Annotated in this window: 28 protein-coding genes and 2 pseudogenes; 9 read left to right on the forward strand and 21 right to left on the reverse strand. The window is 60.7% G+C overall.

Annotation, left to right across the window (positions count from 1 at the left end):
* Positions 1 to 7: 7 nt before the first annotated feature.
* Both QZM35_RS12095 and QZM35_RS12100 read right to left on the reverse strand, forming a co-directional pair.
* On the reverse strand, positions 8 to 1,060 hold the full coding sequence (locus QZM35_RS12095; protein WP_124584208.1) for an NADP(H)-dependent aldo-keto reductase: 1,053 nt from the start codon (positions 1,058 to 1,060) through the stop codon (positions 8 to 10).
* Between the two features lie 147 nt (positions 1,061 to 1,207).
* Positions 1,208 to 1,645 (reverse strand): PaaI family thioesterase, encoded by a 438-nt coding sequence (locus QZM35_RS12100; RefSeq protein ID WP_039358790.1) that lies wholly within the window; start codon positions 1,643 to 1,645, stop codon positions 1,208 to 1,210.
* Positions 1,646 to 1,823: 178 nt separating this feature from the next.
* Here QZM35_RS12100 and QZM35_RS12105 point away from each other — a divergent pair, with 178 nt between their 5' ends.
* Positions 1,824 to 2,312 carry a helix-turn-helix domain-containing protein gene (locus tag QZM35_RS12105; protein ID WP_301775972.1) on the forward strand — a complete coding sequence of 163 codons (489 nt, stop codon included), beginning with the start codon at positions 1,824 to 1,826 and terminating at the stop codon, positions 2,310 to 2,312.
* Positions 2,313 to 2,656: 344 nt separating this feature from the next.
* Positions 2,657 to 3,280, forward strand: a complete 624-nt coding sequence (locus QZM35_RS12110; protein ID WP_034201824.1) for a phospholipase D family protein — start codon at positions 2,657 to 2,659, stop codon at positions 3,278 to 3,280.
* 106 nt (positions 3,281 to 3,386) lie between these two features.
* Here the strand turns inward: QZM35_RS12110 and QZM35_RS12115 are convergent, their stop codons facing one another.
* Positions 3,387 to 3,605: a hypothetical protein gene (locus tag QZM35_RS12115; protein ID WP_089431024.1), complete on the reverse strand. Its 219-nt coding sequence runs from the start codon at positions 3,603 to 3,605 to the stop codon at positions 3,387 to 3,389.
* A 264-nt stretch (positions 3,606 to 3,869) separates the two neighbouring features.
* Between QZM35_RS12115 and QZM35_RS12120 the strand changes: the two genes are divergently transcribed.
* Entirely contained in the window at positions 3,870 to 4,841 is a 972-nt protein-coding gene (locus QZM35_RS12120; RefSeq protein WP_089425335.1) for a diguanylate cyclase, read from the forward strand.
* Between the two features lie 74 nt (positions 4,842 to 4,915).
* On the opposite strand, the gene QZM35_RS12125 is transcribed toward QZM35_RS12120, so the two are convergent.
* The 5 genes and pseudogenes from QZM35_RS12125 to QZM35_RS12145 form a co-directional block, all read right to left on the reverse strand.
* Complete coding sequence (locus QZM35_RS12125) at positions 4,916 to 5,389, reverse strand: VOC family protein (RefSeq protein ID WP_301775973.1); 474 nt, start codon at positions 5,387 to 5,389, stop codon at positions 4,916 to 4,918.
* Between the two features lie 162 nt (positions 5,390 to 5,551).
* Positions 5,552 to 6,097: pseudogene (locus QZM35_RS12130) on the reverse strand (aspartyl-tRNA synthetase).
* A 178-nt stretch (positions 6,098 to 6,275) separates the two neighbouring features.
* On the reverse strand, positions 6,276 to 6,518 hold the full coding sequence (locus QZM35_RS38150; protein WP_367620782.1) for a hypothetical protein: 243 nt from the start codon (positions 6,516 to 6,518) through the stop codon (positions 6,276 to 6,278).
* Positions 6,519 to 6,725: 207 nt separating this feature from the next.
* Positions 6,726 to 7,034, reverse strand: coding sequence for a phosphatidylserine/phosphatidylglycerophosphate/cardiolipin synthase (locus QZM35_RS12140; RefSeq protein ID WP_046546333.1), 309 nt, complete (start codon positions 7,032 to 7,034; stop codon positions 6,726 to 6,728).
* A gap of 46 nt (positions 7,035 to 7,080) precedes the next feature.
* Complete coding sequence (locus tag QZM35_RS12145; RefSeq protein WP_301775976.1) at positions 7,081 to 7,464, reverse strand: VOC family protein; 384 nt, start codon at positions 7,462 to 7,464, stop codon at positions 7,081 to 7,083.
* Between the two features lie 86 nt (positions 7,465 to 7,550).
* On the opposite strand from QZM35_RS12145, the gene QZM35_RS12150 reads away from it, so the two are divergent.
* Complete coding sequence (locus QZM35_RS12150) at positions 7,551 to 8,294, forward strand: DUF695 domain-containing protein (RefSeq protein WP_301775977.1); 744 nt, start codon at positions 7,551 to 7,553, stop codon at positions 8,292 to 8,294.
* Positions 8,295 to 8,724: 430 nt separating this feature from the next.
* Here the strand turns inward: QZM35_RS12150 and QZM35_RS12155 are convergent, their stop codons facing one another.
* Positions 8,725 to 9,282, reverse strand: coding sequence for a hypothetical protein (locus QZM35_RS12155; RefSeq protein ID WP_301775978.1), 558 nt, complete (start codon positions 9,280 to 9,282; stop codon positions 8,725 to 8,727).
* 278 nt (positions 9,283 to 9,560) lie between these two features.
* Positions 9,561 to 9,956, reverse strand: a complete 396-nt coding sequence (locus tag QZM35_RS12160) for a hypothetical protein (RefSeq protein ID WP_174974600.1) — start codon at positions 9,954 to 9,956, stop codon at positions 9,561 to 9,563.
* A gap of 324 nt (positions 9,957 to 10,280) precedes the next feature.
* Between QZM35_RS12160 and QZM35_RS12165 the strand changes: the two genes are divergently transcribed.
* A complete protein-coding gene (locus tag QZM35_RS12165) occupies positions 10,281 to 10,745 on the forward strand; it encodes a hypothetical protein (RefSeq protein ID WP_089425330.1) in 465 nt (154 codons plus the stop codon).
* Between the two features lie 75 nt (positions 10,746 to 10,820).
* Here QZM35_RS12165 and QZM35_RS12170 read toward each other — a convergent pair.
* Positions 10,821 to 11,069 (reverse strand): annotated as a pseudogene (locus QZM35_RS12170) (GNAT family N-acetyltransferase); the annotation flags it as partial.
* Positions 11,070 to 11,706: 637 nt separating this feature from the next.
* Between QZM35_RS12170 and QZM35_RS12175 the strand changes: the two are divergent.
* Positions 11,707 to 12,225: a VUT family protein gene (locus QZM35_RS12175; RefSeq protein ID WP_089425329.1), complete on the forward strand. Its 519-nt coding sequence runs from the start codon at positions 11,707 to 11,709 to the stop codon at positions 12,223 to 12,225.
* 122 nt (positions 12,226 to 12,347) lie between these two features.
* Here the strand turns inward: QZM35_RS12175 and QZM35_RS12180 are convergent, their stop codons facing one another.
* Positions 12,348 to 13,235: a phosphatase PAP2 family protein gene (locus QZM35_RS12180; protein ID WP_174974602.1), complete on the reverse strand. Its 888-nt coding sequence runs from the start codon at positions 13,233 to 13,235 to the stop codon at positions 12,348 to 12,350.
* Positions 13,236 to 13,835: 600 nt separating this feature from the next.
* Between QZM35_RS12180 and QZM35_RS12185 the strand changes: the two genes are divergently transcribed.
* Entirely contained in the window at positions 13,836 to 14,105 is a 270-nt protein-coding gene (locus QZM35_RS12185) for a hypothetical protein (protein ID WP_301775980.1), read from the forward strand.
* A gap of 841 nt (positions 14,106 to 14,946) precedes the next feature.
* On the opposite strand, the gene QZM35_RS12190 is transcribed toward QZM35_RS12185, so the two are convergent.
* The 3 genes from QZM35_RS12190 to QZM35_RS12200 form a co-directional block, all read right to left on the reverse strand.
* Positions 14,947 to 15,639 (reverse strand): hypothetical protein, encoded by a 693-nt coding sequence (locus QZM35_RS12190; RefSeq protein WP_301775981.1) that lies wholly within the window; start codon positions 15,637 to 15,639, stop codon positions 14,947 to 14,949.
* A gap of 27 nt (positions 15,640 to 15,666) precedes the next feature.
* Positions 15,667 to 16,935 carry an AAA family ATPase gene (locus QZM35_RS12195; protein ID WP_301775982.1) on the reverse strand — a complete coding sequence of 423 codons (1,269 nt, stop codon included), beginning with the start codon at positions 16,933 to 16,935 and terminating at the stop codon, positions 15,667 to 15,669.
* Positions 16,936 to 17,140: 205 nt separating this feature from the next.
* The gene (locus QZM35_RS12200; RefSeq protein WP_301775983.1) at positions 17,141 to 17,827 is read right to left on the reverse strand and encodes an SOS response-associated peptidase; all 687 of its coding nucleotides are present in this window, start codon (positions 17,825 to 17,827) and stop codon (positions 17,141 to 17,143) included.
* Between the two features lie 81 nt (positions 17,828 to 17,908).
* Here QZM35_RS12200 and QZM35_RS12205 point away from each other — a divergent pair, with 81 nt between their 5' ends.
* Complete coding sequence (locus QZM35_RS12205) at positions 17,909 to 18,364, forward strand: hypothetical protein (protein WP_301775984.1); 456 nt, start codon at positions 17,909 to 17,911, stop codon at positions 18,362 to 18,364.
* A 15-nt stretch (positions 18,365 to 18,379) separates the two neighbouring features.
* Here the strand turns inward: QZM35_RS12205 and QZM35_RS12210 are convergent, their stop codons facing one another.
* From QZM35_RS12210 to QZM35_RS12225, 4 genes are read right to left on the reverse strand one after another with little or no spacing between them, the layout of a single operon-like run.
* Positions 18,380 to 18,862 carry a DUF2514 family protein gene (locus QZM35_RS12210; protein WP_301775985.1) on the reverse strand — a complete coding sequence of 161 codons (483 nt, stop codon included), beginning with the start codon at positions 18,860 to 18,862 and terminating at the stop codon, positions 18,380 to 18,382.
* The gene (locus QZM35_RS12215; RefSeq protein ID WP_301775986.1) at positions 18,859 to 19,407 is read right to left on the reverse strand and encodes a hypothetical protein; all 549 of its coding nucleotides are present in this window, start codon (positions 19,405 to 19,407) and stop codon (positions 18,859 to 18,861) included. Before QZM35_RS12215 ends, QZM35_RS12210 begins: the two co-directional genes overlap by 4 nt.
* Positions 19,404 to 19,901 (reverse strand): lysozyme, encoded by a 498-nt coding sequence (locus QZM35_RS12220; protein WP_301775987.1) that lies wholly within the window; start codon positions 19,899 to 19,901, stop codon positions 19,404 to 19,406. Before QZM35_RS12220 ends, QZM35_RS12215 begins: the two co-directional genes overlap by 4 nt.
* Positions 19,894 to 20,076 carry a hypothetical protein gene (locus QZM35_RS12225; protein WP_006495243.1) on the reverse strand — a complete coding sequence of 61 codons (183 nt, stop codon included), beginning with the start codon at positions 20,074 to 20,076 and terminating at the stop codon, positions 19,894 to 19,896. The genes QZM35_RS12220 and QZM35_RS12225 overlap by 8 nt, the downstream gene beginning before the upstream one ends.
* Before the next feature lie 126 nt (positions 20,077 to 20,202).
* On the opposite strand from QZM35_RS12225, the gene QZM35_RS12230 reads away from it, so the two are divergent.
* Positions 20,203 to 21,309 carry an acyltransferase gene (locus QZM35_RS12230; protein ID WP_301775988.1) on the forward strand — a complete coding sequence of 369 codons (1,107 nt, stop codon included), beginning with the start codon at positions 20,203 to 20,205 and terminating at the stop codon, positions 21,307 to 21,309.
* Here the strand turns inward: QZM35_RS12230 and QZM35_RS12235 are convergent.
* The gene (locus QZM35_RS12235) at positions 21,306 to 21,506 is read right to left on the reverse strand and encodes a hypothetical protein (RefSeq protein ID WP_301775989.1); all 201 of its coding nucleotides are present in this window, start codon (positions 21,504 to 21,506) and stop codon (positions 21,306 to 21,308) included. The genes QZM35_RS12230 and QZM35_RS12235 overlap by 4 nt on opposite strands.
* Before the next feature lie 2 nt (positions 21,507 to 21,508).
* Positions 21,509 to 23,743 carry a hypothetical protein gene (locus tag QZM35_RS12240; protein WP_301775990.1) on the reverse strand — a complete coding sequence of 745 codons (2,235 nt, stop codon included), beginning with the start codon at positions 23,741 to 23,743 and terminating at the stop codon, positions 21,509 to 21,511.
* Between the last annotated feature and the right edge of the window lie 55 nt (positions 23,744 to 23,798).

Genomic DNA, 23,798 nt, shown 5'->3' on the forward strand with positions numbered 1-23,798 from the left:
CTTCAGGTCAAGGCGCCGGGTTCGGCTGCAGTTCGTGCAGCGCGTCGATCTCGGCGAGGATCTCGTCGGACAGCTTCACGTCGACGCTGCCGATGTTCTCCTTCAACTGCTCGAGCGACGTCGCCCCGATCAGGTTGCTGCGCGTGAACGGCCGGCTGTTGACGAACGCCAGCGCGAGCTGCGCGGGCGACAGCCCGTGACGCCGCGCGAGCGCGACATAGCGCGACGTCGCCTCGACGGCCTGCGGCTTGCTGTAACGCTGGAAGCGTTCGAACAACGTGATGCGGGCGCCGGCCGGACGCGCACCGTTCTCGTACTTGCCGGACAGCCAGCCGAACGCGAGCGGCGAATACGCGAGCAGGCCGACGCCATCGCGATGCGTGAATTCCGACAGCCCGTTCTCGAACGTGCGGTTCAGCAGGCTGTACGGATTCTGGATGCTCGCGATGCGCGGCAGCCCGAGCTTCTCGGCCGCGCGCAGGAACTGCGCGACGCCCCACGGCGTTTCATTCGACACGCCGATCGCACGCACCTTGCCGGCCTTCACGAATTCCGCGAGCACGCCGAGGGTTTCCTCGATCGGCACCGTATAGGCGTCGTCGACCCACGGATAGGCGGGACGGCCGAACGTCGTCGTGCTGCGATCGGGCCAGTGCAGCTGGTAGAGATCGACGTAGTCGGTCTGCAGGCGCTTGAGGCTGCCGTCGAGCGCTTCGGTCAGGTTCTTGCGGTCGAACTGGTTCCCTTCGCCGCGAATATGGCGCGGATTGTGCGGCTGCCGCGCCGGCCCCGCGATTTTCGTCGCGAGCACGATGCGCTCGCGCTGCGCGCGATGCTGCGCGAGCCAGGTGCCGATGTACGCCTCGGTGCGCCCCTGCGTATCGGGTTTCGGCGGCACCGGATACATCTCCGCGGCATCGATCAGCGTGACGCCCTGCCCGATCGCGTAGTCGATCTGCTCATGCGCATCGCGCTCCGAATTCTGCTCGCCCCACGTCATCGTGCCCAGGCCGATCAGGCTGACCTCGATGCCCGAATCGCCAAGTGTGCGGTATTCCATGCTGTTCCTGTCGCGTCGGTGGAAAGCAGGAACGCTATCACATTGAAGCGACTGCTTCAGACAGGCGCCGCCTACGCTTACAGGCGGCCTTCGGCGCCGGCAACGAGGTTCACGCGCCGGCCCGGATGATGGTGCTCCCGCCCGCCGTCACTGCGGCCGCTGGATGAAACAGGTTGCCGACGCATGCGCGACGATCTTGTCGTCCGCGGTCTTCAGCGTGCCCTCCGCGACGCCCAGCGAACGCGACAGGTGGATCACGCGCCCTTCCGCGACCAGGTCGACGTCGCGCGGCACGGGCCGCAGCATCTTCACATGCAGATCGACCGTGCCGTAGCCGACGCCCGCATCCAACATCGAATGCACCGCGCAGCCGGTGACCGAATCGAGCACCGTCGCGGCGAACCCGCCGTGCACGCCACCGAGCGGATTCAGGTGCCGGCCGTCCGCCCGCGCCGAAAACTTCACATAACCGAGCTCGACGTCGAGCGGACGCATCGGGATCGTCTCGGAAATCGACGCGAGCGGCGCATCGCCCGATACCGCCGCGCGCAACAGATCGAGACCAGACAGGGAAAGCGGGTTCATCGGGTTGTCTCCGGGTTGAAAGCGCGTCGCCGCGCGAGTAAGTTCTAAATTGGAACTTATTATTGGCAACGACGGCGCCCGTTGTCAACGTGGCCGGGCCCGTTGCAACCGAAGACGGGTTCTATAATCGAACCCGCTATTTCGCCGAACCGCCGCAAAGGATGCAAGAGACTCGACGATGAAATGGGATGACATCGGCACGCTGAACTGTTCGGTCGCGCGCACGCTCGCCGTGCTCGGCGACCGCTGGACCATGCTGATCCTCCGCAACGCGTTCCTCGGCTGCCGCCGCTTCGACGCGTTCCAGGCCCAGCTTGGCATCACGCGTCATGTGCTGGCCGAGCGGCTCGCGCGACTCGTTGACGAAGGCGTGCTGGTCAAGCGCGCGTACCAGCAGCGGCCGCCGCGGTTCGAATACCGGCTGACGGACAAGGGCCTCGACCTCTACCCGACCCTGCTCGCGCTGACGGCGTGGGGCGACCGCTGGAAAGACGACGGCCAGGGGCCGCCGGTGCAGTTGCGTCACCGCACTTGCGGCCAGCTGATGCATGCGGTCACCGTATGCTCCGCGTGCGGCGAACCGCTCGACGCACGCGACGTGCAGCCGGAGCGTGGCCCCGGGTGGATTGCAGCCGAGGCGGCCGGGGCGCCCGCGGACGAGAATTGATGCAGCGTCGTGCATCCATGAATGAACGCGTAACGCACACGGATCGTTAGTCGCACTCGCGCTGCTGTTGCGTGCCGCGTCGAACCCGCCCGGCTGCACGCGCGCAGGGCTTGCATGCATGCCGCGATTCCCCCACCACCGCACGCGCAATCGCGCGCTGCTTTCGGCTCCATCCGCTGATCAAACCGATCACGCGCTCGGATCCCGCACAACGCAACTTTGCGTCACCGTCTCGGCCGTCGCGGTCATCGCGATGCGTCATCCCGTCTCATCCACACGTGACCGGGCCGCCACGTCTGCGTTACACTCACGGCCCGCTGTCTCGAAATTGTTCGCTGTCCAAGATGTTGTCGCGCAATCGCCTCGCCGCTGCCTGTCTCGCCGCCTCCCTGCTCGCCACTCCGTTCGCCGCCTTCGGCAAGACGCAAAGTGAATCGCTGCTTCAGCAGGCGATCGACCTCGTGTCGCGTTGGCTGCCGGCCCCCACTCACGAAGCACCCGCGACACAGGTCGTCGAATCGGCATTTTCGCCCGACGGCGGTGCCGAAGCGCTCGTGCTGAAAGCAATCGGCGCCGCGCGCAGCTCGATCCGCGTCGCCGCCTATTCGTTCACGTCGCCGCCTGTCACGCGCGCACTGCTCGCCGCCAAGCGACGCGGCGTGAATGTCGCGGTGGTCGTCGACGACAAGGGCAATCGCGCAAAAAGCAGCAAGCAGGCGCTGAACCTGCTCGTCAACGCAGGTATCCCGACGCGCACGATCGACGCCTACGCGATCCATCACGACAAGTACCTCGTGATCGACGCCGAACACGTCGAAACGGGCTCGTTCAACTACAGCGCATCGGCGGCCAGCCGCAATTCCGAGAACGTCGTCGTGGTGTGGAACAACCCGCAACTCGCGTCGCGCTATCTCACGCACTGGCAAAGCCGCTTCGACCAGGGCACGCCGTACCGCTCCAGCTATTGAGGCAGGCCGCGCGGCGCTTGCCCCGTGTTCGATCCGCCGTGTTGCAGATGATCGGCTAGCGCGGCGCGAAACTCAATTCCGCCGAATGGCCAGCGCGCCGCCGCACTCAATGGATGTCGGGCGTCCGCCCGGTCGCCGCACCGGCCTGCGTCGTCGGCGCACAGCGATTCGCGTGTCCGCTCGCGCCGCTTGCCGAAGACGTCGGCAAACCGCCGGGCAGCGCGCTGCTCACGCAAACGACGCCGAATGCCAGCGTGTTCTGGACCATCGGATAAAGAAGATACAGCGCAAACGCGAGATAGCCCGCGTACAGGAATCGAACCATGGTGCGATGGGAAGCGATGAACGAATGGACTCGACCTGTTTACGGCACTGCGCCGGGCACCTTGAGGTATCGCGCCTCCGATTGAGCATCGGGGCAAAACGCGGGCCCATGGCGCCTGCTTCGCACCCGATCTGCATCGATTCGCGCCGGGCCGAAACCACCGGCCGGAGGATTCGTAACGTGGCGATGCGCCGAACAATGCGCGATACTGTCCGACTTACGATCCCGTAACCGGCCTCGCAGCCGGGACAAAAGGCAAGGCCCATGCAAATCGCACCGAAACCGGCCGACGAGGCGGCCCGGCTCGATACGCTTCATTCGCTCTCGATCCTCGACACGCCACCCGAAGAGCGCTTCGATCGCCTGACGCGTCTCGCACGCAGGCTGTTCGACGTACCGATCGCGCTCGTCAGCCTCGTCGACGCCGATCGCCAGTGGTTCAAGAGCCATGCCGGGCTCGACGTCAAGCAAACGTCGCGCGACGTGTCGTTCTGCGCCCATGCGCTGCTCGAGGGCAATACGATGGTGATCCAGGATGCGCTGAACGACAATCGCTTCCACGACAATCCGCTCGTCACCGGCGCGCCCGGCATCCGCTTCTACGCCGGTCGACCGCTCACGGCGCCGAACGGCGCACCCATCGGCACGCTGTGCCTGATCGACACGCGGCCGCGCTCGCTCGAACCCGACGAACTCGCGCTGCTCGGCGATCTCGCCCACATGACCGAGCGCGAGATCGCCGCGCTGCATTTCGCGACCACCGACGAGCTCACGCAACTGACCAACCGGCGCGGCTTCGAGATTCTCGCCCGCCACGTGCTGAGCCTGTGCGATCGCCTCGACCGTCACGCGGTGCTGCTGTTCTTCGACCTGAACGATTTCAAGTCGATCAACGACCGCTTCGGCCACGCCGAAGGCGACCACGCGCTCAAGGCCTTCGCCGACACGCTGACGGGCGCACTGCGCGACAGCGACGTGGTCGCACGGCTTGGCGGCGACGAGTTCGTCGTGCTGCTGAGTGCCACCGATCCGGCCGACGTTGCCGAGCCGGTCGAACGCGTGACGCAGGCGCTCGCGCTGCGCAACGCGGCCGACGCACGCGGCTATGACATCCGGTTCAGTGTCGGCCACGTCGACTACGATCCCGCACACCATCGCGACGTGGCCGACCTGCTCGCATCGGCCGATCAACGGATGTACGAGGACAAGCAGCGCGGCAAGACGGCCGGCACGTAAGCGCGGGCGGACCGGGCGCAGGCGCCTGCCGCCGCCCTGCCGCCCCGCCGCTCAACTGGGGTTGCCTGGTTGCGTCAGCTTCCGCACGGCGGCGCGCTGACCATGGCCTCCGCGATCTGCTCGGGCGTCAGGTCGCGCTGATGTGTCGCGAGCGACCAGCGATGGCCGAACGGATCCTCGACCTGTCCGTAGCGATCGCCCCAGAACATGTCGGCAGCCGGAATCGTGACCGTCGCGCCGGCCGCGACCGCCTTCGCGATCGCCGCGTCGGTGTCCGGCACGTACAGGTGCAGGCACACCGGCGTGCCTTTCAGTGCCTTCGGCCCGAGTGCGCCGTGCTCGGGCATTTCATCCACCAGCATCAGTGTCGAATCGCCAATCACGAGGCACGCGTGCGCGAGCCGGCCGTCGGGCATCGCCAGGCGAAACTGTTCGCTCGCATTGAACGCGCGCTTGTAGAAATCGATGGCTGCGGTTGCGCCGGCGCAGATCAGGTGCGGCGTCAGCGTGCGCATCCCTTCCGGGATCGGTTTGACGGACGTGGACATGGGTGTCGCTCCTTCGGGCGGTTGTCGTATCGGAATCGGGACGGACGCGCGATGCGCACGCCTCCGATGCTACGACGGACGAACCCGGCGGAAATCGACACGGCGGCGGACATTTTTTTGTTTTCCCGGGGATCGGCGCACACGGGTTCCCCGCACCGGGCGTCATCGGCCCGTCAGGTCGGCCTCGTTGTCCCGTACGCCGAACTGCCGGCGGCATGCCTCCAGCAATCCGGCCACCGCATCGAGCGGCAGATCGGCAAACCGGGCGATCGGCAGCATCACGCCACCCGGTACCTTGTTGCGCGATGAAAGCGCCGAGAACTGGTAGCCGATGTAGCGATTTCCGGCAACGCTGATGATCCGGAATTCGGTGACGTCACGCCATCGCGTGACGGGTTGCTCGCGCAAAGCCCCGATCAGCCTGAAGCCCGTCTCGTCGACCTGCAGCGCCATCCTGCGCCGCGACGACACGAAGAAGGCGGCCCCCGCCAGCGCCAGCAACACGGCCAGTGCCGCCACCGGCCAAAGCGCCGGCGCGGCCGCTTAACCGCACAGGCTCGCCACGGCCAGCACCGCGCACGCGATCGCCCTTCCTTTCAGGCTCCGGCCGTCGACCGCCAGCGTCACCGGCAACCGGCCGACGACGGCTCCCGCGTCGGGATCGACGTGCCAGCCGGAGGAATCGGTGGTTTCGCTTTCGTCGTTCATCGCGCAATCGCTCACATCGAAGGCAACCCGCTCATCGAGGCCGGGCACCCGATCGACGCGCCGAGACAGGCGGTCTATCGCCGGAAAATGGTCGGGATCGACGACGGTGAGCATCGACGCACGACAACGCGCCTTCGTCCGCGCGGAACGGGCCACGCTCCGTCGGCATCGGTCATGTTCAGTTGCACACCTTGACGGTACCGTTGGTCGTGCATTGACCAGTGGCCCAGTGGCTCTGCCCTGCCAGATGAGGTGCCTGGCCGACGCCACGGATCGGCTCGGACGGCGACGATGCCGGAACGGCCGCGGCAACCGACGCGGTGTCGGGCGACGGTAGCGGAGACGGCTCGGGCGCGGCCTGGCAAGCCGACAATGTCAGACAAAGAGCGGATGCCAACAGGGCGATGAGCGGTCTGGACATGATCTCGTACGCGTTTGCGATGTTCGCTTCCGGTAAAACGGGCTGGCTCAAGATCACGTGCCCGTCAGACCGTTCGGCGCAACCGCCAATGCAGCATGACGGTCATCCAATACTACTCCTCGCGATCGACGTCGCGCGAGCGGCCATTCGGCCAGGTGCCGCCCTCCATGCGGCGGCACGCGCTATCGCTGACGCATGCCGCGCCGGTCAGATTTGCGGCAGGTCGCGCAAAGTACGCGACTCGTTCGTTGCATCGATGTCGAGCTCGATGCCTTCCGATGCATCGCGATACAGCACGCGCTTCAGCCGGGGCCCGATCGCGGTGGCGTCCGATGCCGAGAAGATTGCGCGGACATCGTTTCCGGACGCGAGTGCGCGCGCCACGTCCGCCACCGGCGCTTCGCTGGGCGTCGCCGCCCACGACCGGTCAGCCGGATTCACGGCCGCCCAGCGCACGTGCGTCACGCGCGCGCTGAGCGGATCGATTCGCACGCCATTCACCGCAAACATCGACATCGGCATCTCCTTCGAATTTTTTGCGGCTCGCCGTACCGATACGCGGTCACGGACGGCCCCAGATCTCGCAGACGTTTCCCGCCGGATCCGCCACGGAAATCGCGATCGTGCCGTCGCCGTAGTCCCATTCGTTCAGGATACTGACGCGACACGACTCAAGTCGCGCAACGGCTTCCGACACGTGCGCCACTTCGATCGCCAGCGCAATGCCATGGCCGGTCGGACGAAACTCAGGGTACGGAAACTTGCCACCGCTACCCGTATGGATGGTCAACGTCGCCCCGTTCACGACAAAGCGATGCCACGGATTCCCCGCAGCCGACACGCCTTCGACATGCACGGGCAGCGCGAGCGCCAACCGATAGAAACCCACCACCGCCCGGAAGCGATCGTCTTCGACCGGCACCAGGATGCCCAGACTCGCGATCATGCGCGCTTCTCCGGCCCACGTGATTTTCGATGATACATTGGGACGCTTTACCACCGTCAACAGACAATCGTGCACGGGAGAAACACATGACCGACGCCTGGGGAACCTTCCCTGCCAGAATGGGCGACCATCAGGCTTTCATCAGCTTCAACCACAGCTTTGCGGAAATCGCCGAGGGCGATCCGCGCACGTCGCTGCTCAGCGTGCGCGTCCCCTTTGCGCATCCGACACCGGAAGGCCTGCCGAGCGGCGACGAATTCGCCGACCTCGCAACGATCGAGGATCTGCTCGACGCCACGATGACCGCGAAAGGCGGCATGCAGGTGGGCCGCATCACCGTCGACGGCCACCGGGATTTCCTTTTCTACGTGCCGTTCGACGCAGAGGCAGCGGCGGAGATCGTCGACGCGCTGGCCGATCAGACGACTTACGCGCTGCAGTACGCGCACCAGGACGATCCGGACAAGGAAGCGTACTGGCAGACGCTCTACCCGACCGATGACGACTGGCTGATCATGCGCGACATGCGCGTGCTGGATGAATTGCGGAAGAAAGGTGACGCCAGCGACGTAAGCCGGCGCGTGATGCACTGGGCGTACTTCCCCGACCCGAGCGACGCGCATCAGTTCGCGGACTGGGCCGAGTCGAAAGGCTATCCGGTCGAATCGGTGGCGCCCACCGAGGACGGCAAGTCGGCGGTCCGGTTTTCACATGAAGGCACCATGGCGCTGGCCGACATCACGCGCCATACGATCGCGATCAACCACGAAGTGCGTGCACTCGGCGGGGATTACGACGGATGGGAAACCAGCGTCGAACAGGCTGGCTGAGCGGGTCGACCTGCCCGCTGTGCGACACGTGATGCAACGCATCCGGCGCAAAAAATATCCCGGCGGCATGCTTGCGCGCCGCCGGGACCAAGGCATCACCGGCCGAAACCGGTGATGGGCCTGAGGGTTCGCCCAGGCACGAGGAAAGCGATTCGTGCGGATCAGGCGAACGGATGCCGGGGTGCGCAATCGATGCGCTCACGCCGCCCGCCGGACGCCTGTCCGGTTCCGTCGACGCAGCCTTCCCGCGTCGCACGGGCAAAAAGCCCCCGCTCCTGCGCGAGCGAGCGGGGAAACGGTTGACCGGGCCGGGGAAGAACGGTCAACCGACCAAATTGTGAGCGTGGGCCGCGCAACGATCTGTGCGGCAACTCACCATTTGGTGACAATGCCGCAGCAATTGGTTCGCCCGCGTGCCGCGCGGATCGCGTCACGGTTCGAGCGCAACGCCCGCGACCGGCGCGAGCATCACCACGATGATGGGCGACAGCACCACGGCCCCGATCATCATCACGCCGTCGGCCGCGAGCGTGACAGGCGTCGCGAGCACGCGCACGGCCTTGCCCGCCGTCGTGATGCGATCGGTGACCGGGATCTTGTACGAATGCGCAAACGACGACCATGTCTTGCCTTGCGCAAAACCATCGGCGAGATAGCGCGATCCGGCCAGTTCACCCTTCATCCCCAGATCCCAGTCTCCGAGCTTCGTGAAGCCGTCCTTCAGCGCACGATTCCAGTCCTCATTGGTCATGTCATCGCGATGGAGCCGCAGCGAGAAATCGCCCGAAATCTTGCTGCCCTGCGCGACGAACCCAGATAGCGACGCCTCGATCGATTTCCGGTAAGGCGATGCCAGCACCGCGCCGAGATGCTCCGGCATCTCGAAGATGTAGTGATATTTCTTGCCGAGCACGACGAATTTCTTGCCGTCCTCGCTGACGAGGAATCGGTCGACTGTCTCTTCGTAATGGCCGTCTTCGAACAGCATGGCAGTGCAGCCTGTCAGGCCGGCAGCGACAACGATCGCGCCAGCCGTCAACAGCGTTCTTCTTTTCATGTCTGGAGTTTTATTTTGTTTTAATTCAATTGGATATTTTCAGTCCGGGCCCAGTCTCCGGTAAGTCGCAGGTGTTGTCAAAGCAGGTTTATTCTATTTTTCCGATCGACACGATTCTGGTTTCATTTTCTTGCATCGATTTTTTCGAAACTGCATTTTGCGAACGCCGTGACTCGCGTCATGACAACCAGGTTTCGTCATCGTGACGGTCAGCTGAAAAGCCATTCTGCGACCATCTCTATCCAGTCGAGTTCGCCCGCGATATCGATGACGGTTTCGCCGACGATTTCGGCAGTCGATGTGGTCGATACGCCCGTCGCCACCGCCCCGGCAGCAACCGCGTTCGCCTTCGCCATTTCGACCGGCGCGCCAGATCTTGGATCGGCCAGCCGCTCCAGCCAGTCGACGATGTTGGCACGCGCATCCTCTTCATCGACGAAATCATGCCGCTCGAGAAAGCGATCGAACACGATCCACGCAAGCGTCTTGCTTCGCGAATCGGATTCGAGATGCCAGTCGACCACACCTGTCCGCCCGGACACCCTGATTTCGAGCCTCGCGGTGAAACAGTAATCGAGGTACTCGATTTCAAGTTTCGACGACATGGTTTTCTCCGGCCAATCTGCCAGTTCTGTACTTACGATGAGCAGCGCCTCGGACTCCCCGACACTGTATGAATCTTCGATGAAATTCGCGCGGTGCATCATGTCCGCGAGCAGTATCGCGATATTCTCGTGACCTGTCGATATCGATCGCCGACACATGACCGCATGCGATTGCCCCACCCTTCCTCTCCGCGCTTTTGCTCGCGGTTGAGGTTCTGCCGCGAATCGCTCCGATTTCCTATTTCGGGTATTGTCCTGCCTCGCCGCCGCAATCGCGCTGCTAAACTGGAATCAATAAGGCCGCTTGCGACATCAGAGGAAACAATGGCACTCGCCCACGCACAGGAAAATGGCGTAGAAGTCTGGGTTATCCAGCTTCCCGGGCACACACCCTATGCCTATACGCACCTCAAGCGGGTGTTCTCGTCTGACGATACGCGCCATCGGGTCGTGACGATCGACCTGACGAAACTGCTGGCATGTGCCGACCGAGACACGACGGACTACGTGTTGCCGTCCGTTCTGTACTGGGCTCCTGGAAAAGCCGCGGGCATTCGCGAATTCCTCGATCCTGAACAGGACAGGATTGCGGACATGCCGTACATCACGTTTCGCGAGACGAGAACGCGAACGCTGCTCGGCATCCCCGGCCTGTCGAAGGTCGGCGTCGCGTCGTTCCGCAACGGCCAGCATCGCGCACGCTATCTGGCCTATGCAGGCGCAACGACCCTGCCCGTCGAGGTGCACGAGACGGAAGCCGATTTGCTCATGCGGTATTGCGGCGAGTAGCGACGGAGTCCGCTCGGCTTTCGCCCGGCGACGGCCGCGCATCGTGCGACCGTTCGCTCGAATGTCGCCAGGCCGCTACGCCTGTATCGCATAGATCCGGTCGGTGACCTCCGTCTGGCCGATGCGGCTCGTCTCGATGCCCGCCAGTTGCCATCCGTTGTGTTCATAGAAACCGATCGCGCGTTCGTTGTCCTCCAGCACCTTCAGGTGAACCTTGTCCACGCCAATCGTGCGCGCCCAGGCACGAACGGCTTCGATCATGCGCTTGCCCGTGCCGCTTCCGTGATGCGAAGGATGGACGTGCAGGCAGTCGAGCAACAGGCCAGGCACCTGGTCGTGACGTCCGCCAGCGCTCGTCTTCTTCACGCCTGACGCGATCGCGTCAGCGCCTGCTCGCCGGGCGTCGCTGCAACTCGTTGCCCGTGCAACGGGATGCAGGCAAAAAAAATCCCGACACCATCATTGGTCGTCGGGATCGAACGGCCCTGCAAAGCATGAGGGCACGAGGAAGCCGACACATTACACCAATGTAAGACTGTTGCGCGCCGTCGGTTCACGCCAAGTCCCTGTCCCATTCCGCCATTCATGCGCAAAGCGCGGCCGTAAACGAAAAAAGCCTGCTCACGCGGAACGCGAGCAGGCAAGAAAACGGATCAGCATTCGAGGCACGAGGGCTGTCCATGGAAGATAACGGCACGGGGCGCAAGAACCTTAGCTGGGACAGGAAACTCGCAACATCATGTCGGCGGGATACGGCCATCCAATCCCGTGTCGAAGATCCATTGATGAAAACCGGCGACCCGGTGACGATATCCTGTCGCCCGCAACGCTGGCCGACCGCGAGCCGTGCGAAGCTCCACCCGGCTCGCTCGTAGCAAAGCACCACTCCGTTCAATCGGCCATGTATGGCAAACTTCGGCTCCGAATCGACGCAGCGCGCACTCTTCATTGCAGGGGAATCATGTACGTCTTGATCTATATCGCAGCAGTCGCTGTCGCGAACCTGATGGTCGCTCATTTCGGACCAGCTGCTACACCGATCATTGCGTTCTTTCTGATCGGACTCGATCTCGCGATTCGAGACCGACTCCATCTGGACTGGCGCGGCCGCGCGCTTTGGTCAAGGATGCTTGCGTTGATCGCGGCCGCTGGCGTTGTCAGTTACGCGCTCAATCCGGCTGCCAAGGAAATCGCCCTCGCGTCTCTCGTGGCGTTCGGTTCGGCGGCCGTAGCAAGTGCAATCGTGTTCCAACTCGCACGTCGCTTTCCGATACTGGCGCGCGCCAACGGTGCGAACGTCGCGGGTGCTGCTGTCGACTCCATCGTCTTTCCGCTGATTGCGTTCGGGGCAGTGTTTCCGACGATCGCCGCATTGCAGTTCGTCGCAAAGGTCGCGGGTGGCGCTTTGTGGTCGTGGGTGGTTTTTCGAAACACTCGAACGGTTCAGGCGGGGATCGCGAGCAATGTGGTTGATCGGTGACGACGAGTTCTGTCCAGATATCGCTGACTACGCTTTGATGGAAGAAGAAATTCGACGCGCAGATACCAGCCCGTGTCAGCTTCAGCGCGTGGAGTAAGCATGCAGACGGTGGAAAGGTTGATTCAGCGTCCCGTCAGGAGCGGTCGCCGCGCGATTTCATATCCCAAGAACCAGCGACGCACCAGCCATATCGTGACGATGCCCACGATCACGCCGGCACCGATATCTGCCAGGTAATGGCCACCAACCGAGAACGTCGATACCAGCATGACCGAATTGAGCGCGAGCGCGACGGGAAAAATGAAGCGAAGATTACGTGTGACGTAGATCAACATTACCGCGACGACTGCATGAAATGACGGTAACGAAACGATTCCCTGCATCGCCATGGGATTCATCACGATGGGCGCCCCACTTCTCGCACTGAAATAATCGGAAAGGTGAGACGCCGGCCCGGAATCGCTAATACCGAAGTACGGGAATGCACTCGCCGCCGGATACCACGTCGAAATCGCAACGACGAATATCAGCGAAATCACGAATATCAGCATCATCTCGCAAAGCTCTTGCTTTCGGCGCAACAGTCCGAATAAAAAGCACAACAGAACCATCTGATATGAAATGGTTTTATATGCAAACACAAGTACTTGCTGAATAACCTCGTAACGCACGACCCATTGGTAGCTTTTCAGCCAATCGAATCCGAATGATTGCTCCCATGCCAGAAGCGCATCCTGGATCTCGGGACGGTTGACGGCTGCCCCGATATACGTCGCAATCACTGCCGCCTGCGCATTCATCGTGACGGTCCGAAAGCAAAGGACCGAGAGCGCGATATCCCGACAACGAAGTTTTTCGGCAATTTCCCGATAGCGCGGGATACGTCCGATGCCGACCAAGACACCGCAGATCAGTAGCGTCATGCCGCACGTCTCGACCGATTGCGGATACCACTCGTGAATGAGGGACAGCCCAAATCGGCCCATGGTCGCGAAATCGACAGCAAACATGACACCCGTCAGTATCCAAGCAATTGCAAACGCCCCCAATACTCTCGTTCTCATATTTTCCCCGGCCATGCTTTTTATTGACGGTGTGTCCGTCCTGTCAGCACATATTCAATCACGCCCGGCAAAAAAATACACTGGGCGTTTGTCATAGGCCAGCCAAATCAGTCATCGCGGGAACGGCACTCGTAGCGGAGGCGGTTGCGGTATATCCAACGTTGAAGGGGCGTTTCCGCGTCTCGACCACCTTGCGTCGATCGAAGGCACTCGTCTAGCCGGTCGACACTCGCACCACTGTTACCCCGTTCGAGCTATCGAGCGCGACGTGCATCGCCTCGCGCCTGCTATCCAGGGAAGGAATCGAAGGGAGCGCCCAAGTGCGCGATCCGCGAAATCGCCCTGCGTTCGAATGCTCCGCTCGCCTGAAACCGCAAGATCGAATGCCTCGACCTCGCGCAACCGCAAGGCCGGTCACATTCGCGTGAAGCGCGCAATGCAGCGCCGGAAGATGCGCCGCAAGGTAATTGAGCAGTTCGAGATCACGCCGGCGCTTGCGGCACGCACTACACGCGCGACGGATTCAAGGGATGCCGAGGGAAGTTGATGAGCGAAACGATCGAGGCGAAGGTCATTGCCGGTCGATTCGCATTCCATGACTTGCGCGCATATTACGCCCCGACATCAGAGCGAGCGCGGCGCCCTGCCCGACCTGCATGCGAACCCGGCGACAACCGGACGGTGTACGACCGAAACAAAATCGGAAAGCGCTTGGAATTCCATTTTGTGGAATGCCAAAACAAAAACGGCACTGTCTTTTGGGACAGTGCCGTTTTTAACAACTTGATACTGCTTGGAATTCTGTGGGGTGGCTGATGGGACTCGAACCCACGACGACAGGAATCACAATCCTTAACCATTTCCTATATATTTCAATAGGTTGCCGTGAGACTTTGGAATATGCACGGTCGCGAGCACATTATGTCGCCTAGGGCTTTGTCTACATCTTCCACAAATCTTGACCACCTCTCAGCCAAACTGGGATGACTCGAGCAGTTGGCGCCGGAGGCTCGAGATCCATCCTGTGCGTAATCTCGTCGAACATTGAGCTTGCGCCTTGGCCCTTGAGGATCATGACGCCCTTGCGGCCCGCCCCCCCTTCAAGTGGGCTGGAGAAAGAACTGGGGATAGTTCGGACGATGCAAAAAGAAAAAGCCCGGCATCTACCGGGCTTTTCTTGGGAATCGGCTTACGGAGCCACACTCACACTTGCGTTCAGATGAACCACAATTGTCGCTTTCACAACAATACTAACCATGGCGAATTGAACCATGTACTTCAGAGTAGATTTCTTCATATTGAATTCTCCAAGTTAATTTATTGCACGGACATATCGAAATTAATTGCGATATGTTTTGGAGCCTTCTTATGAACTACTCGCTGCTTCTTACTACCGAACTTCCTTTTTTGCTGAACTACGCTGTGACAACGGCTCTTCTGCTTGTCGCAACGTACCGCCGCATGTTGAGTGCTTACTGCACCGGGGTCACTCTCCGTAAGCCGATTCTTGGAATTGGTGGACCGAGGATGTCGAGCTGGCGGCAACTCGACATCCGTAGCAGCGAATTTACAGAATTAATATCGCCACGTCAAGTACTCGCCATCACTCAACTTAAGCAAGATAAAAATCAACCAACTTTTCGCCCATCAGGAATACCTAAGCCGCTTTGGCTTCAATATTCGCCTTTATCTCCAACACCCTCTCTCGAAATGCGGAGAACGACGCCGATTTCGCCTTTAGGGAATTAATATGCATTCCTTCACGAACAGCTGAGGCAATCCTAGGACCATCACTTTCTGAATAGTCGGCGGTTGGCTTGTCTTTGGGTCGTGGACGTAACTCGCCTCGCAGCGTCTCTTTTGCGTTAACGATGAGGCCAACCTCCTGACCAGTTCGAGTCAGACGTCGCCATCTTGCATTAACACTAGCGACTGCATCAGGCCAAAGATACCACCAGGATTCAAACTCCCATGCGGGAGTTACTGCACATGCCAATGGAACGCCGGCAGCTGTCAATTCGCGCTCAATTTGCTTGCTGAGAGGCTCATGCGCGGGTTCCACGGCATCGCAATCTTGGTGTGCCATAACCGCGACAACATCTAGCGTGACGTTGGATGCCTTAACAACATCAGCCACCGCGTGTGCATTCTTTCGATGCTCCGCTTCATTCTTTCCCTTTTGAAGAATCAGGGGCGCTCTGCGCGGTTTGATTGCGGGAACTTCTGGCCAAATTGCCTCGACCAAATGCCGAACACACTCGCGATCATTGTCGTCTTCTCCGAACACAAGAATGGCGCGCGGGAGCACCTTCTGCGCACGCTTTCCTTGCTTTCCTTGCTTTCCAGCCACATTGGTCCCCGTTGAAACTTATTCTAATTAAGATAGTCCACCACCGAGCGCCCCAGAAAACCACAACTCTCCGGGGAGGAGATCTGTCTGCTCAACCATCTCGGCGACATCTCGCGAGTCGATAACCGGAATGAGCGATCCACCGTTCTCTAAGTCTCGTTCGCAGACAATCAATTCCGATGGTTTCAAGCGATTTACGAGCGCAGGTGAATGAGTAGCAACGAGCAATTGCGTTCTGGAAGAAGCAGCGCGCATACGCTCGACAATGATGTCTAGCGCATGTGGATGCAGACCGTGATCAATCTCCTCCACACAAGTCAGCATTGGCGGATCGGGGTCATGAAGCATGGCTAGCAGAGCCACGGCACGAACGGTCCCAAATGAAGCCTCAGAAAATGGAGTCGTCCCTGGCAGCCCGCGCTCTTCGATTTCAATAACGGTGCCTTCGCTAGATCCTAGCCCCTTCTCCTTCACTATCAATCGTTTGATATTGGGAGATACACGAGACAAGTCTCGCTCAATCGCTTCGAATATTTCACGATGTTGCTTGTCAAGGTAAGCAAGAAATGTCGCAACGTTGCTAGCATTGCTTGCCAAGACAACACGGTCGCTCTCCAGTGCGTGGTCGTCGCTAATACTAACCGGCTGCGGTTTCCTTGCCTCGCTAACGTCGACTTCAAATACGCGGAAACTTTCGAAGAGGGCGGCTACTTGACCAACTTGTGTTGCGCCCTCTTTTGGGGACAAGCGTCGAAGTGTGGACAATGCGGCCGACTGCTTGGACATGGCCAGCTTTTTGGATTCACTCCCATCGCCCTTCATAAACTCGTTAATTGCTACGGATTCCCCGCTAACAGTAATTCGACGACCGCGTCCACTCGTGCGTTTAAATACGAATTCCTCTTCTCGCGCCGTATAACGCACCGTATCGCTTTCACCATTCTTTGAATGGCGTCGCATCCGTACCGCCGCCTCCCAAAAAGACAACGTATACTTGTCCGGCGCTTGCTCCGACGCATATTGAGTGACCATAGCCTCAACCGTCAGAGTAACGCGATGAGCGCCCCCCCTCTTCAACGGTGCGCCACGGAAACGGACGTTGTCGAACCCTCCGTGTCGTGAGATAGCTGGAACCAAGTCAAGACGGGCTGTATCTCCCAGAAATTCGATGACTCTCAGCAGATTTGTTTTCCCTGCACCATTGGGACCGACGAGAACGCTGAGATCTTGCAGTTGCACATTGACCTCGTGCAGACTCTTGAAGTTCTTGGCAGATATGGAAAGTAGTCGCCGCATTGAGATCTTTTAAGCTTACAGTCACTTCGAATAGATGCCGACATGTTCCATCCAGCGGCACCGCAGGTCCGCGGGATTCTACACGGACTAGGTCCTCTCGTACGAAACCCAACGGGTTCCGGTCCATCCGCCCAACATCTGGTGCGTAATTTAACATCTCCCGCTGTTCGGTCTATAAATCCTTGAGGAACCAGTCCGCGTGCGCCTATGTCGTGCTCAGCCTCGCGGGCTCTGCAGCCATTTCATCAGCCGGATATAGCTGAAGCATCGCCCGCGCGGCTTCGACGTTCGACGTCGTCAGCCATTCCTCCCAGTCCTCCGGCCGCAGGATCACGACAGCCCGCTTTTCGTCGCCCGGCTTGTGCATGCGCGAAAAGATCGGGTGCCCCTCACCGTTGACCGTGATCATGGACATCGTATGATGCTCCGCGCTGTCCGGGCCGGCCAGAGTCCGCCAGATGCCCGCGACGCACAGCGGCCGCCAGCCGACCAGCCCAATCCGGTGCCAAACGTTCTTCCCCGTCTCATAGCACGGCTCGTAGATCCAGTCGGCCGGGATCAGGCAGCGACGGCCGGCGCGCCAGGCTGGTCCGTACAGAGGTGATTTCCCGAGATTGTCGTCGCGCACGTTCATGGTGCTGCGCATCATTGGAGGTTTCCGGCCCTGCTCTTTCGCCTTCTCGATGTTGGCTTTCTGCAGCGCGCTCGGCCAGAAGCCGAATCCGGCCACCAATGGCCTGAGCTTTCCGTCGATGTTCGCGACGATCGGCCCGAGATAGTCCGGATAGACCTCCGGCTTCCATGGGAAGTCCCGGTACAGGTCGCTGAAAGGTTGAATCCTCAGTTCGCGGATCTCGTAGTCCTCATGCGGCGCGCGGTATCTGGTGCACATCGGCCGTCCCCTATTTTTAAGCTTGACGCGCCCATCTTACCCCGCGATACACTGTATATCCATACAGTCTTATGTCGCATCATGAAACCGCGCTGGGCCTATACCTGGGAGTACACGGATCTCGAATCGGGCGAGCGCCGGCGCACGTACGTTCCGGTGACGGCCGGAGAATTCCAGCAACTCACAGGGCAGTTCCTTGACGAGTGCGATGCGCACCCGCTTGAGGAAACGAAAGTGGATCGCAACGTTGTTCGACTCGTCGACCCGAACGTCAAGCGCCTGCCAAAGATGCCGAAATTTGACGCGCCGAATGATACTGAGCTGCGCGAGCTATGGCACACGCATCGAGATCCCGAGATCAGGCGCCTCATCCTCGAGATCGTCGCGCTCCGGAAGTCGCTCCAAGCGATCATGGACTGGTGGGAGTGCACCGAGCGATCGACGAAGGACCGAGGCGAGTTGGACGGCTCGTTCGGGCCATTCAGGAAGCTGTTCCATCTACTGCGCGAGGAAATGCGCCGCGCACGGATTATGTGACCGGCTCAAGCAGCGCTATTTCACAGTCGCCGTCAGCGCGTCGTAGTCGCGCTCGCACTGCTGGCCGGCGATGCGGGCACGGTCAGCGTACTCTGCCAGCTCGCCCGCGCGCTGGTCAGCGCGGCCGAGCACGTCGGCAAGCAGATCGAGGGCGTCGCCGGTTGCCGGGCTTCCGGTGGCAACGGCGGGATGGCGGGCGGCGGCGACGAGCTGGTCGACGCGCTGCTGCAGGCTGCCAGCGGCAGCGCGAGCAGCAAAAGCATCGCCAAGTGCCGCCGTTCGTTGTTTGTTCGCATCGTTTGCGATCTCCGATTGGGCCGCAGTGCGGCGTTGTTCCTCGGCGCGCGCGGCGTCCACTGCCTTCGCTTGAACCTTCGCGGCGTCAGCCTTCATGTCCGCGATCTCTCGCGCGCTGATCAGGTGCTCGCCGTACACGCCGGCCGCTGCGCCGAGTAGCGCGGCCAGTAGATACGGCCAAGCGGATTTCAGGAAGATCATTTCAGCTCCTTCGCGTGCAACTGCTTCAACTCGTCCGGCGAGTAGACGAAGTCCGGCAGCAGGAACGCCTGCACGCTCCAGACCGGATCGCTTTCCTCGTGCCGGCCGTGATCCTTACCCCGGTGATGGAGTGCGCACAGCAGCAGTTGGTTGTAGGTCGAGTCGACGAATGCCTCCGGCCGGGTCGGGTCGAACGCCTCCCAGTCGAAGCCCTGCGTCAACCGGATCACGTCCCAGACCGGGTGCTGGCACGGGATCGGCACGATGCGCCGTAGCTTGTGGCTGAACATCGTGTCGATCTGGTTCAGCGCGACGCCGCGGATCCACTTCCAGTCGATCGCGTGCGAGAACGCCCACTCGAAGAACCGGTGGTGCGACTCGACAGCCTGGTCGTCGCCGCATACCGCGCAGACGTAGCCGCCGGCCGCCTTCATCGCGTGCTTGCTCGCGCGGAATGTCGGCGACTCGGTCCGCGGCTCGTGGTCCGGATAGAACACGTCCTCGGACAACGTCCGCCGCGTTTCGTGAGTCTTCGTGGTCGTCATAGGCCGCGCTCGCAAAGTGCACGCTCTTCAGCGCGCCGTTTCACCAGACCCGGCAGTACGCGGCCGCCGGCGGTTACCCACTGCGGCCGCCCGTTGTCGGCCTCGTTCAACGCGCGGCACGCCCCCTTCCAGTCGCCGGCGTTGAACCGCTTCGCCGTCGTGCTACCGCAGTACGCGCCCGTGCCGACGTTGTAGGCGAAGCTCACAGCGGCCGCGAGCTGGTACGTGTGCCCCTTCAAGACCGGCGTGCACTTCAACACCGGTTCGGCGTGCTCGATGAGCCGTTGCTCGAGGCGCGCGCGGCACTCCTCCGGCGTGAAGCGCTGGCCGGCGCGCACGTCCTTCGTGTCGCCGTTGCACGCCGTGATGATCCCGATCGGGTCCGGCCGCGCGACCAGCTCGAGCCCCTCGAATTTCGGGACGATGGAAAAAAGAAGGGCTGCCGCAGCAGCCCCCACAACACCCGCGAGTGTCTTCTTCGGTACGTTAGCCATCGAGCAATGCCCTCTTCCCTTTGTTCTTGACCAGGTAGTACGCCTGCAGCCCGATGTACGCGATCGTCGCGACGGCTACCCACCAGTTGATGTCGTGGCCGGTCAGCCACAGCCAGAAGTTGCTTCCCACCGCCGGCGCTGCCTTTGCTGCGCTCACCGCGAGATCGTTCTTCATCGAGTCCCCGAAATGAAAAAGCCGCCCGAGGCGGCTGGTACTAGTCTCTTCATACACTGACGATCACAACGCCCTAAAACCCATCTCGGATACAATCCGGCAAATTCGACACAGGGCCATAGCGAGATGAACAGAAACGAACGGCTGCACGAACTGGACAGCCTCAGGGGATTAGCCGCAATCGGCGTGATCGCCTGGCACTACACAAACCATTTTCAAGCGTCGCCGTTCCCTGTCCTGATGGCCCCGTTCTACGGCCATGGGCTCCTACTCGTCGATTTTTTCTTCGTGCTTTCCGGCTTCGTGCTCGCTCGAACCTACTGGACCGATCGGCGCTCGTCGAATTTTTCCTCGAACTTTCGCGACCGGATCGCGCGCTTGTATCCGCTGCACATCGCCATGCTCTGCCTCGTGGCGATATTGCAATGGGTACTGGTGCATCGACTCAACTCGTCTCCGTTCATCTACACAATCAACGGCAAACGCGAATTCGTTCTCAATCTCTTGCTCCTCAACAGAACCGGGCTGGAACGAGGCTTTTCGTTCAATGCGCCGTCGTGGTCGATCTCAGCAGAATTCGTTGTAAACGTGGTTTTCTTAGCCGTCATCACCCTCCGGAGAAAGGCATCGATCGCACTCTTGGTCGCGGGATTCGGGATCGCGGTCGCTGCCATATCGCACAACGGCCTAATGAGTAACGCAAAATTCTTCGGCTTGAGTAACGACATCTTCAGGGCAACGTTCGGATTCTGTATCGGTGTCGGACTACTTCGCGTTAACACCACGCTCGACAGCATCTCGATTCCGAAAGTTGCCTACGACGCCCTCGCCCTTGCGTCAATTGCAAGCTTCCTTCTCTACTGTTCCAGCGCCAGATTTTCGAGCACTCTCGACCTTGCAGTTACGCTGATTTGCTTCCCTACGCTGATTGTTGGAGCAATGAGGGGGAGCGCCGTCAACAAGCTGCTGAAACTCCCGCCCCTCGTTTTTCTCGGCACCATCTCATACTCGATATATCTGGTGCACTTTCCGTTGCAACTTGCCACCCATGTCTTCAGCGTCGCATCCGGTCACGCGTTGCCGTATAGCAGTCGCATCTTTTTCGTTGGCTTTGTGGCGGCAACCATCGTGCTCTCGTGGATGACCTACCGCACGATCGAACTCCCCGGCAAGAGCTTGATGAGAAGAGTTTTGGGCTGCCGTAGCCAAGCCACGGCGCCCCAGCAAGGCTAGACAGATGCCTCGGCCTCGGTCGGAGGCGGAAGACCGCACTGCGCTCCTCCTGCCTTCGCATAGAACGTCGCCCATCGCTTGTCATCCGTATCGACAGTACCGAAATTTTCATACTGATCGGAATCCTGCGGACTGTCGAAATACGAAATGATCGTGGACTCGGTCGAGTCGGAAAACTGCACATTGAGTGTCGTCATGGTTAGAAGCTATACCCAGAGATCATGAAACTGCCGCTGTTGAACGTGCCGCCGCCGATGGTAGAGGCCCAATAGAGCGTCTGAGCTGTCAGGACCGGGACGTCTCGGAACATGCTGACGTACGTATAGATGTTCGTACTCGCGTTGGCCGTCGCGAATTGCTGATCCCCCAAACCTGTCGAATCAGAGGCCACGCTAGTGGCTGCGTTAAATGCCGGCTGCGATGACGACGAAGCTTGGCACGTCACCTGAAGCCACCCTGAGCACGAAACCGCATTCTTCGGGATGATCGACGACACCGAGACAGCCGCGAATTCGGGCACTTGGCTGGTTGACGTCGCCGCCGTCGTGCGCTGGAAATCAAGCCGCCTGTCTCGCTGAAGCGCTTTGATGAACTGTCCGCTGCCATTTGTCGGCCACACGCTAACCAGTGAGCTCGCCGTGTAGCCGGCCGGCATGCTCCCCGCGCTGTAGACGCTAGACGCAACCGAGCCCGTGCAGTTAGTCGCCAGCAGCGCCGATGTGCCCGTCGTGGGGTTGTAGATGGCGTACAGCGCAACGTAACCGGACGCCGGAGCGCTGCCGGTATCCATGCCACCTGCACCGGTCGCCGCGAGATTGATCGTCTTGTTGAAGTTCGCAAGACGGATCGGGGCACCGCCGAGTGCCGTCTCAACGACAATTTCGTCCGCCGTGAACGCCGCGCTCGCGCTCGCCGAGGCGACGGACATTTGAGCGTTGCGTGTGGTGCCGACCACACCGCCCACTCCGTTCGCGAAAGAGGTTGTCGCGAGCCTCGTGCTGTTGTCGCCGGCGGCTGGAGTCGTGCCGAGAACAGTCGTGTAGCTGGACAGGTACCACGCGCCGCCGTTGCTGACGAACTGAGCTTGCTCGCCTGCGTTCAGGCCGAGCGTATTCGCAGTCACTCCGAACTGATTGTTGATGCTCTCCGATGCATTGCCCTTGACGGTCATGCCGATCGGCGTGCCGATCGTGATCGTCGCGCCGTTGGGAACACCGGCCACCGGCGGCAATGTAAGCGTGATGCCGGCGCCGTATGCCCAAATGAATGCCCCCACGTGACCGCCGTTCAATGATGACGTAGTGGCAATACCTTGGATGCTGGAATACGACTCGCCGGCCTGTTTTACGAAGGCCGTCGTTGCGATCCTGGAGCTATTGTCTCCGGCGGCAGCCGTCGTTCCAAATTGGCTGAACAACTCTCCCGCCACATCCCACTTTATGCTGCTTTCGTTAATCAGCTCGAAGAAGCCGAAAACACCGACCGGGAAAGTGTAGGTGTCGGCCCCGCTAGTAGGCACGTTCATTTGCCCGGTTTTATTCGCCGCAAGAACGGAAGCAATCGGCCCTGCATACTTGAATACACGGATTGCGGATCCGCCGGGAAAGGCTGTGGCATCCGGCAACGTCAACGTGCCGTTGCCGTCCCAAGTAATCATTGCCCCAACGTCAATGGCACTTAGAGTAGCGTTGCCAACATATCCTCGTGCAGACCGGTAATTACCGAGAGCTCGCTGCGTGAATGCAGTCGTCGCGAGCTTCGTCGAGTTGTCGAACTGCGCAGCGGTTGTCGCCTTTGGCGTCGGGGAATAATTGCAGATCACTACCCAATTGCCGTCGCTGGCCAGCTTCACCACTGCGTTTTGATCGATCTGGAGCGTCGTCGCCGAGTTTCCCTGATCGTAGATGTTAGCTGACGGCGTGGCGAGAGTGACAACACCATTGCTCACGTTAGAGAACGTGAGAGACAAATTCGTGGCGGACGGATTCGGGAGCGTGATCGTATAGCCGCCCACGCCAGCACACTCAATCCAAGACCCACTCGCGGCGTTGGTGATTGACGTGGCGCCGTAAACAACTTGGCGCGCCTGGAAGTTACCGTTCGCCTGCTGAACGAAGGCGGTCGTTGCAAGCTTCGTGCTGCTATCGAACTGCGGAGCCGTGATCCCCGCTGCATTGATCGCTGACTGCAGGTTAGCCAGAAGCGTCGCGATCGTACCGTCATCGACCGAGTTCTGGCCGGAGAAGTTCGCCGTGAATTGCGCAAGTACGGCAGCCATGATCGAGCTCTGGCGCCACACCTTGTTGAGTTGAGCCGACAGCGCCGTACCAGACTGAAAACCTCCCAACCGAGCCGCGAGTGCGGCGTAAGTCGCCTGATCGATAACGTTCGGGGAACTGCCCCCACCGAACACGAGAAAGTCGTTGGTTGCCATCAATGCTCCGAGCATAAAAAAAAGCCACCCGAAGGTGGCTTGCAGACAATGCGAT

Origin of the sequence: Burkholderia sp. AU45274 (assembly GCF_030482505.1) — a bacterium.
Classification (GTDB): Bacteria; Pseudomonadota; Gammaproteobacteria; order Burkholderiales; family Burkholderiaceae; genus Burkholderia.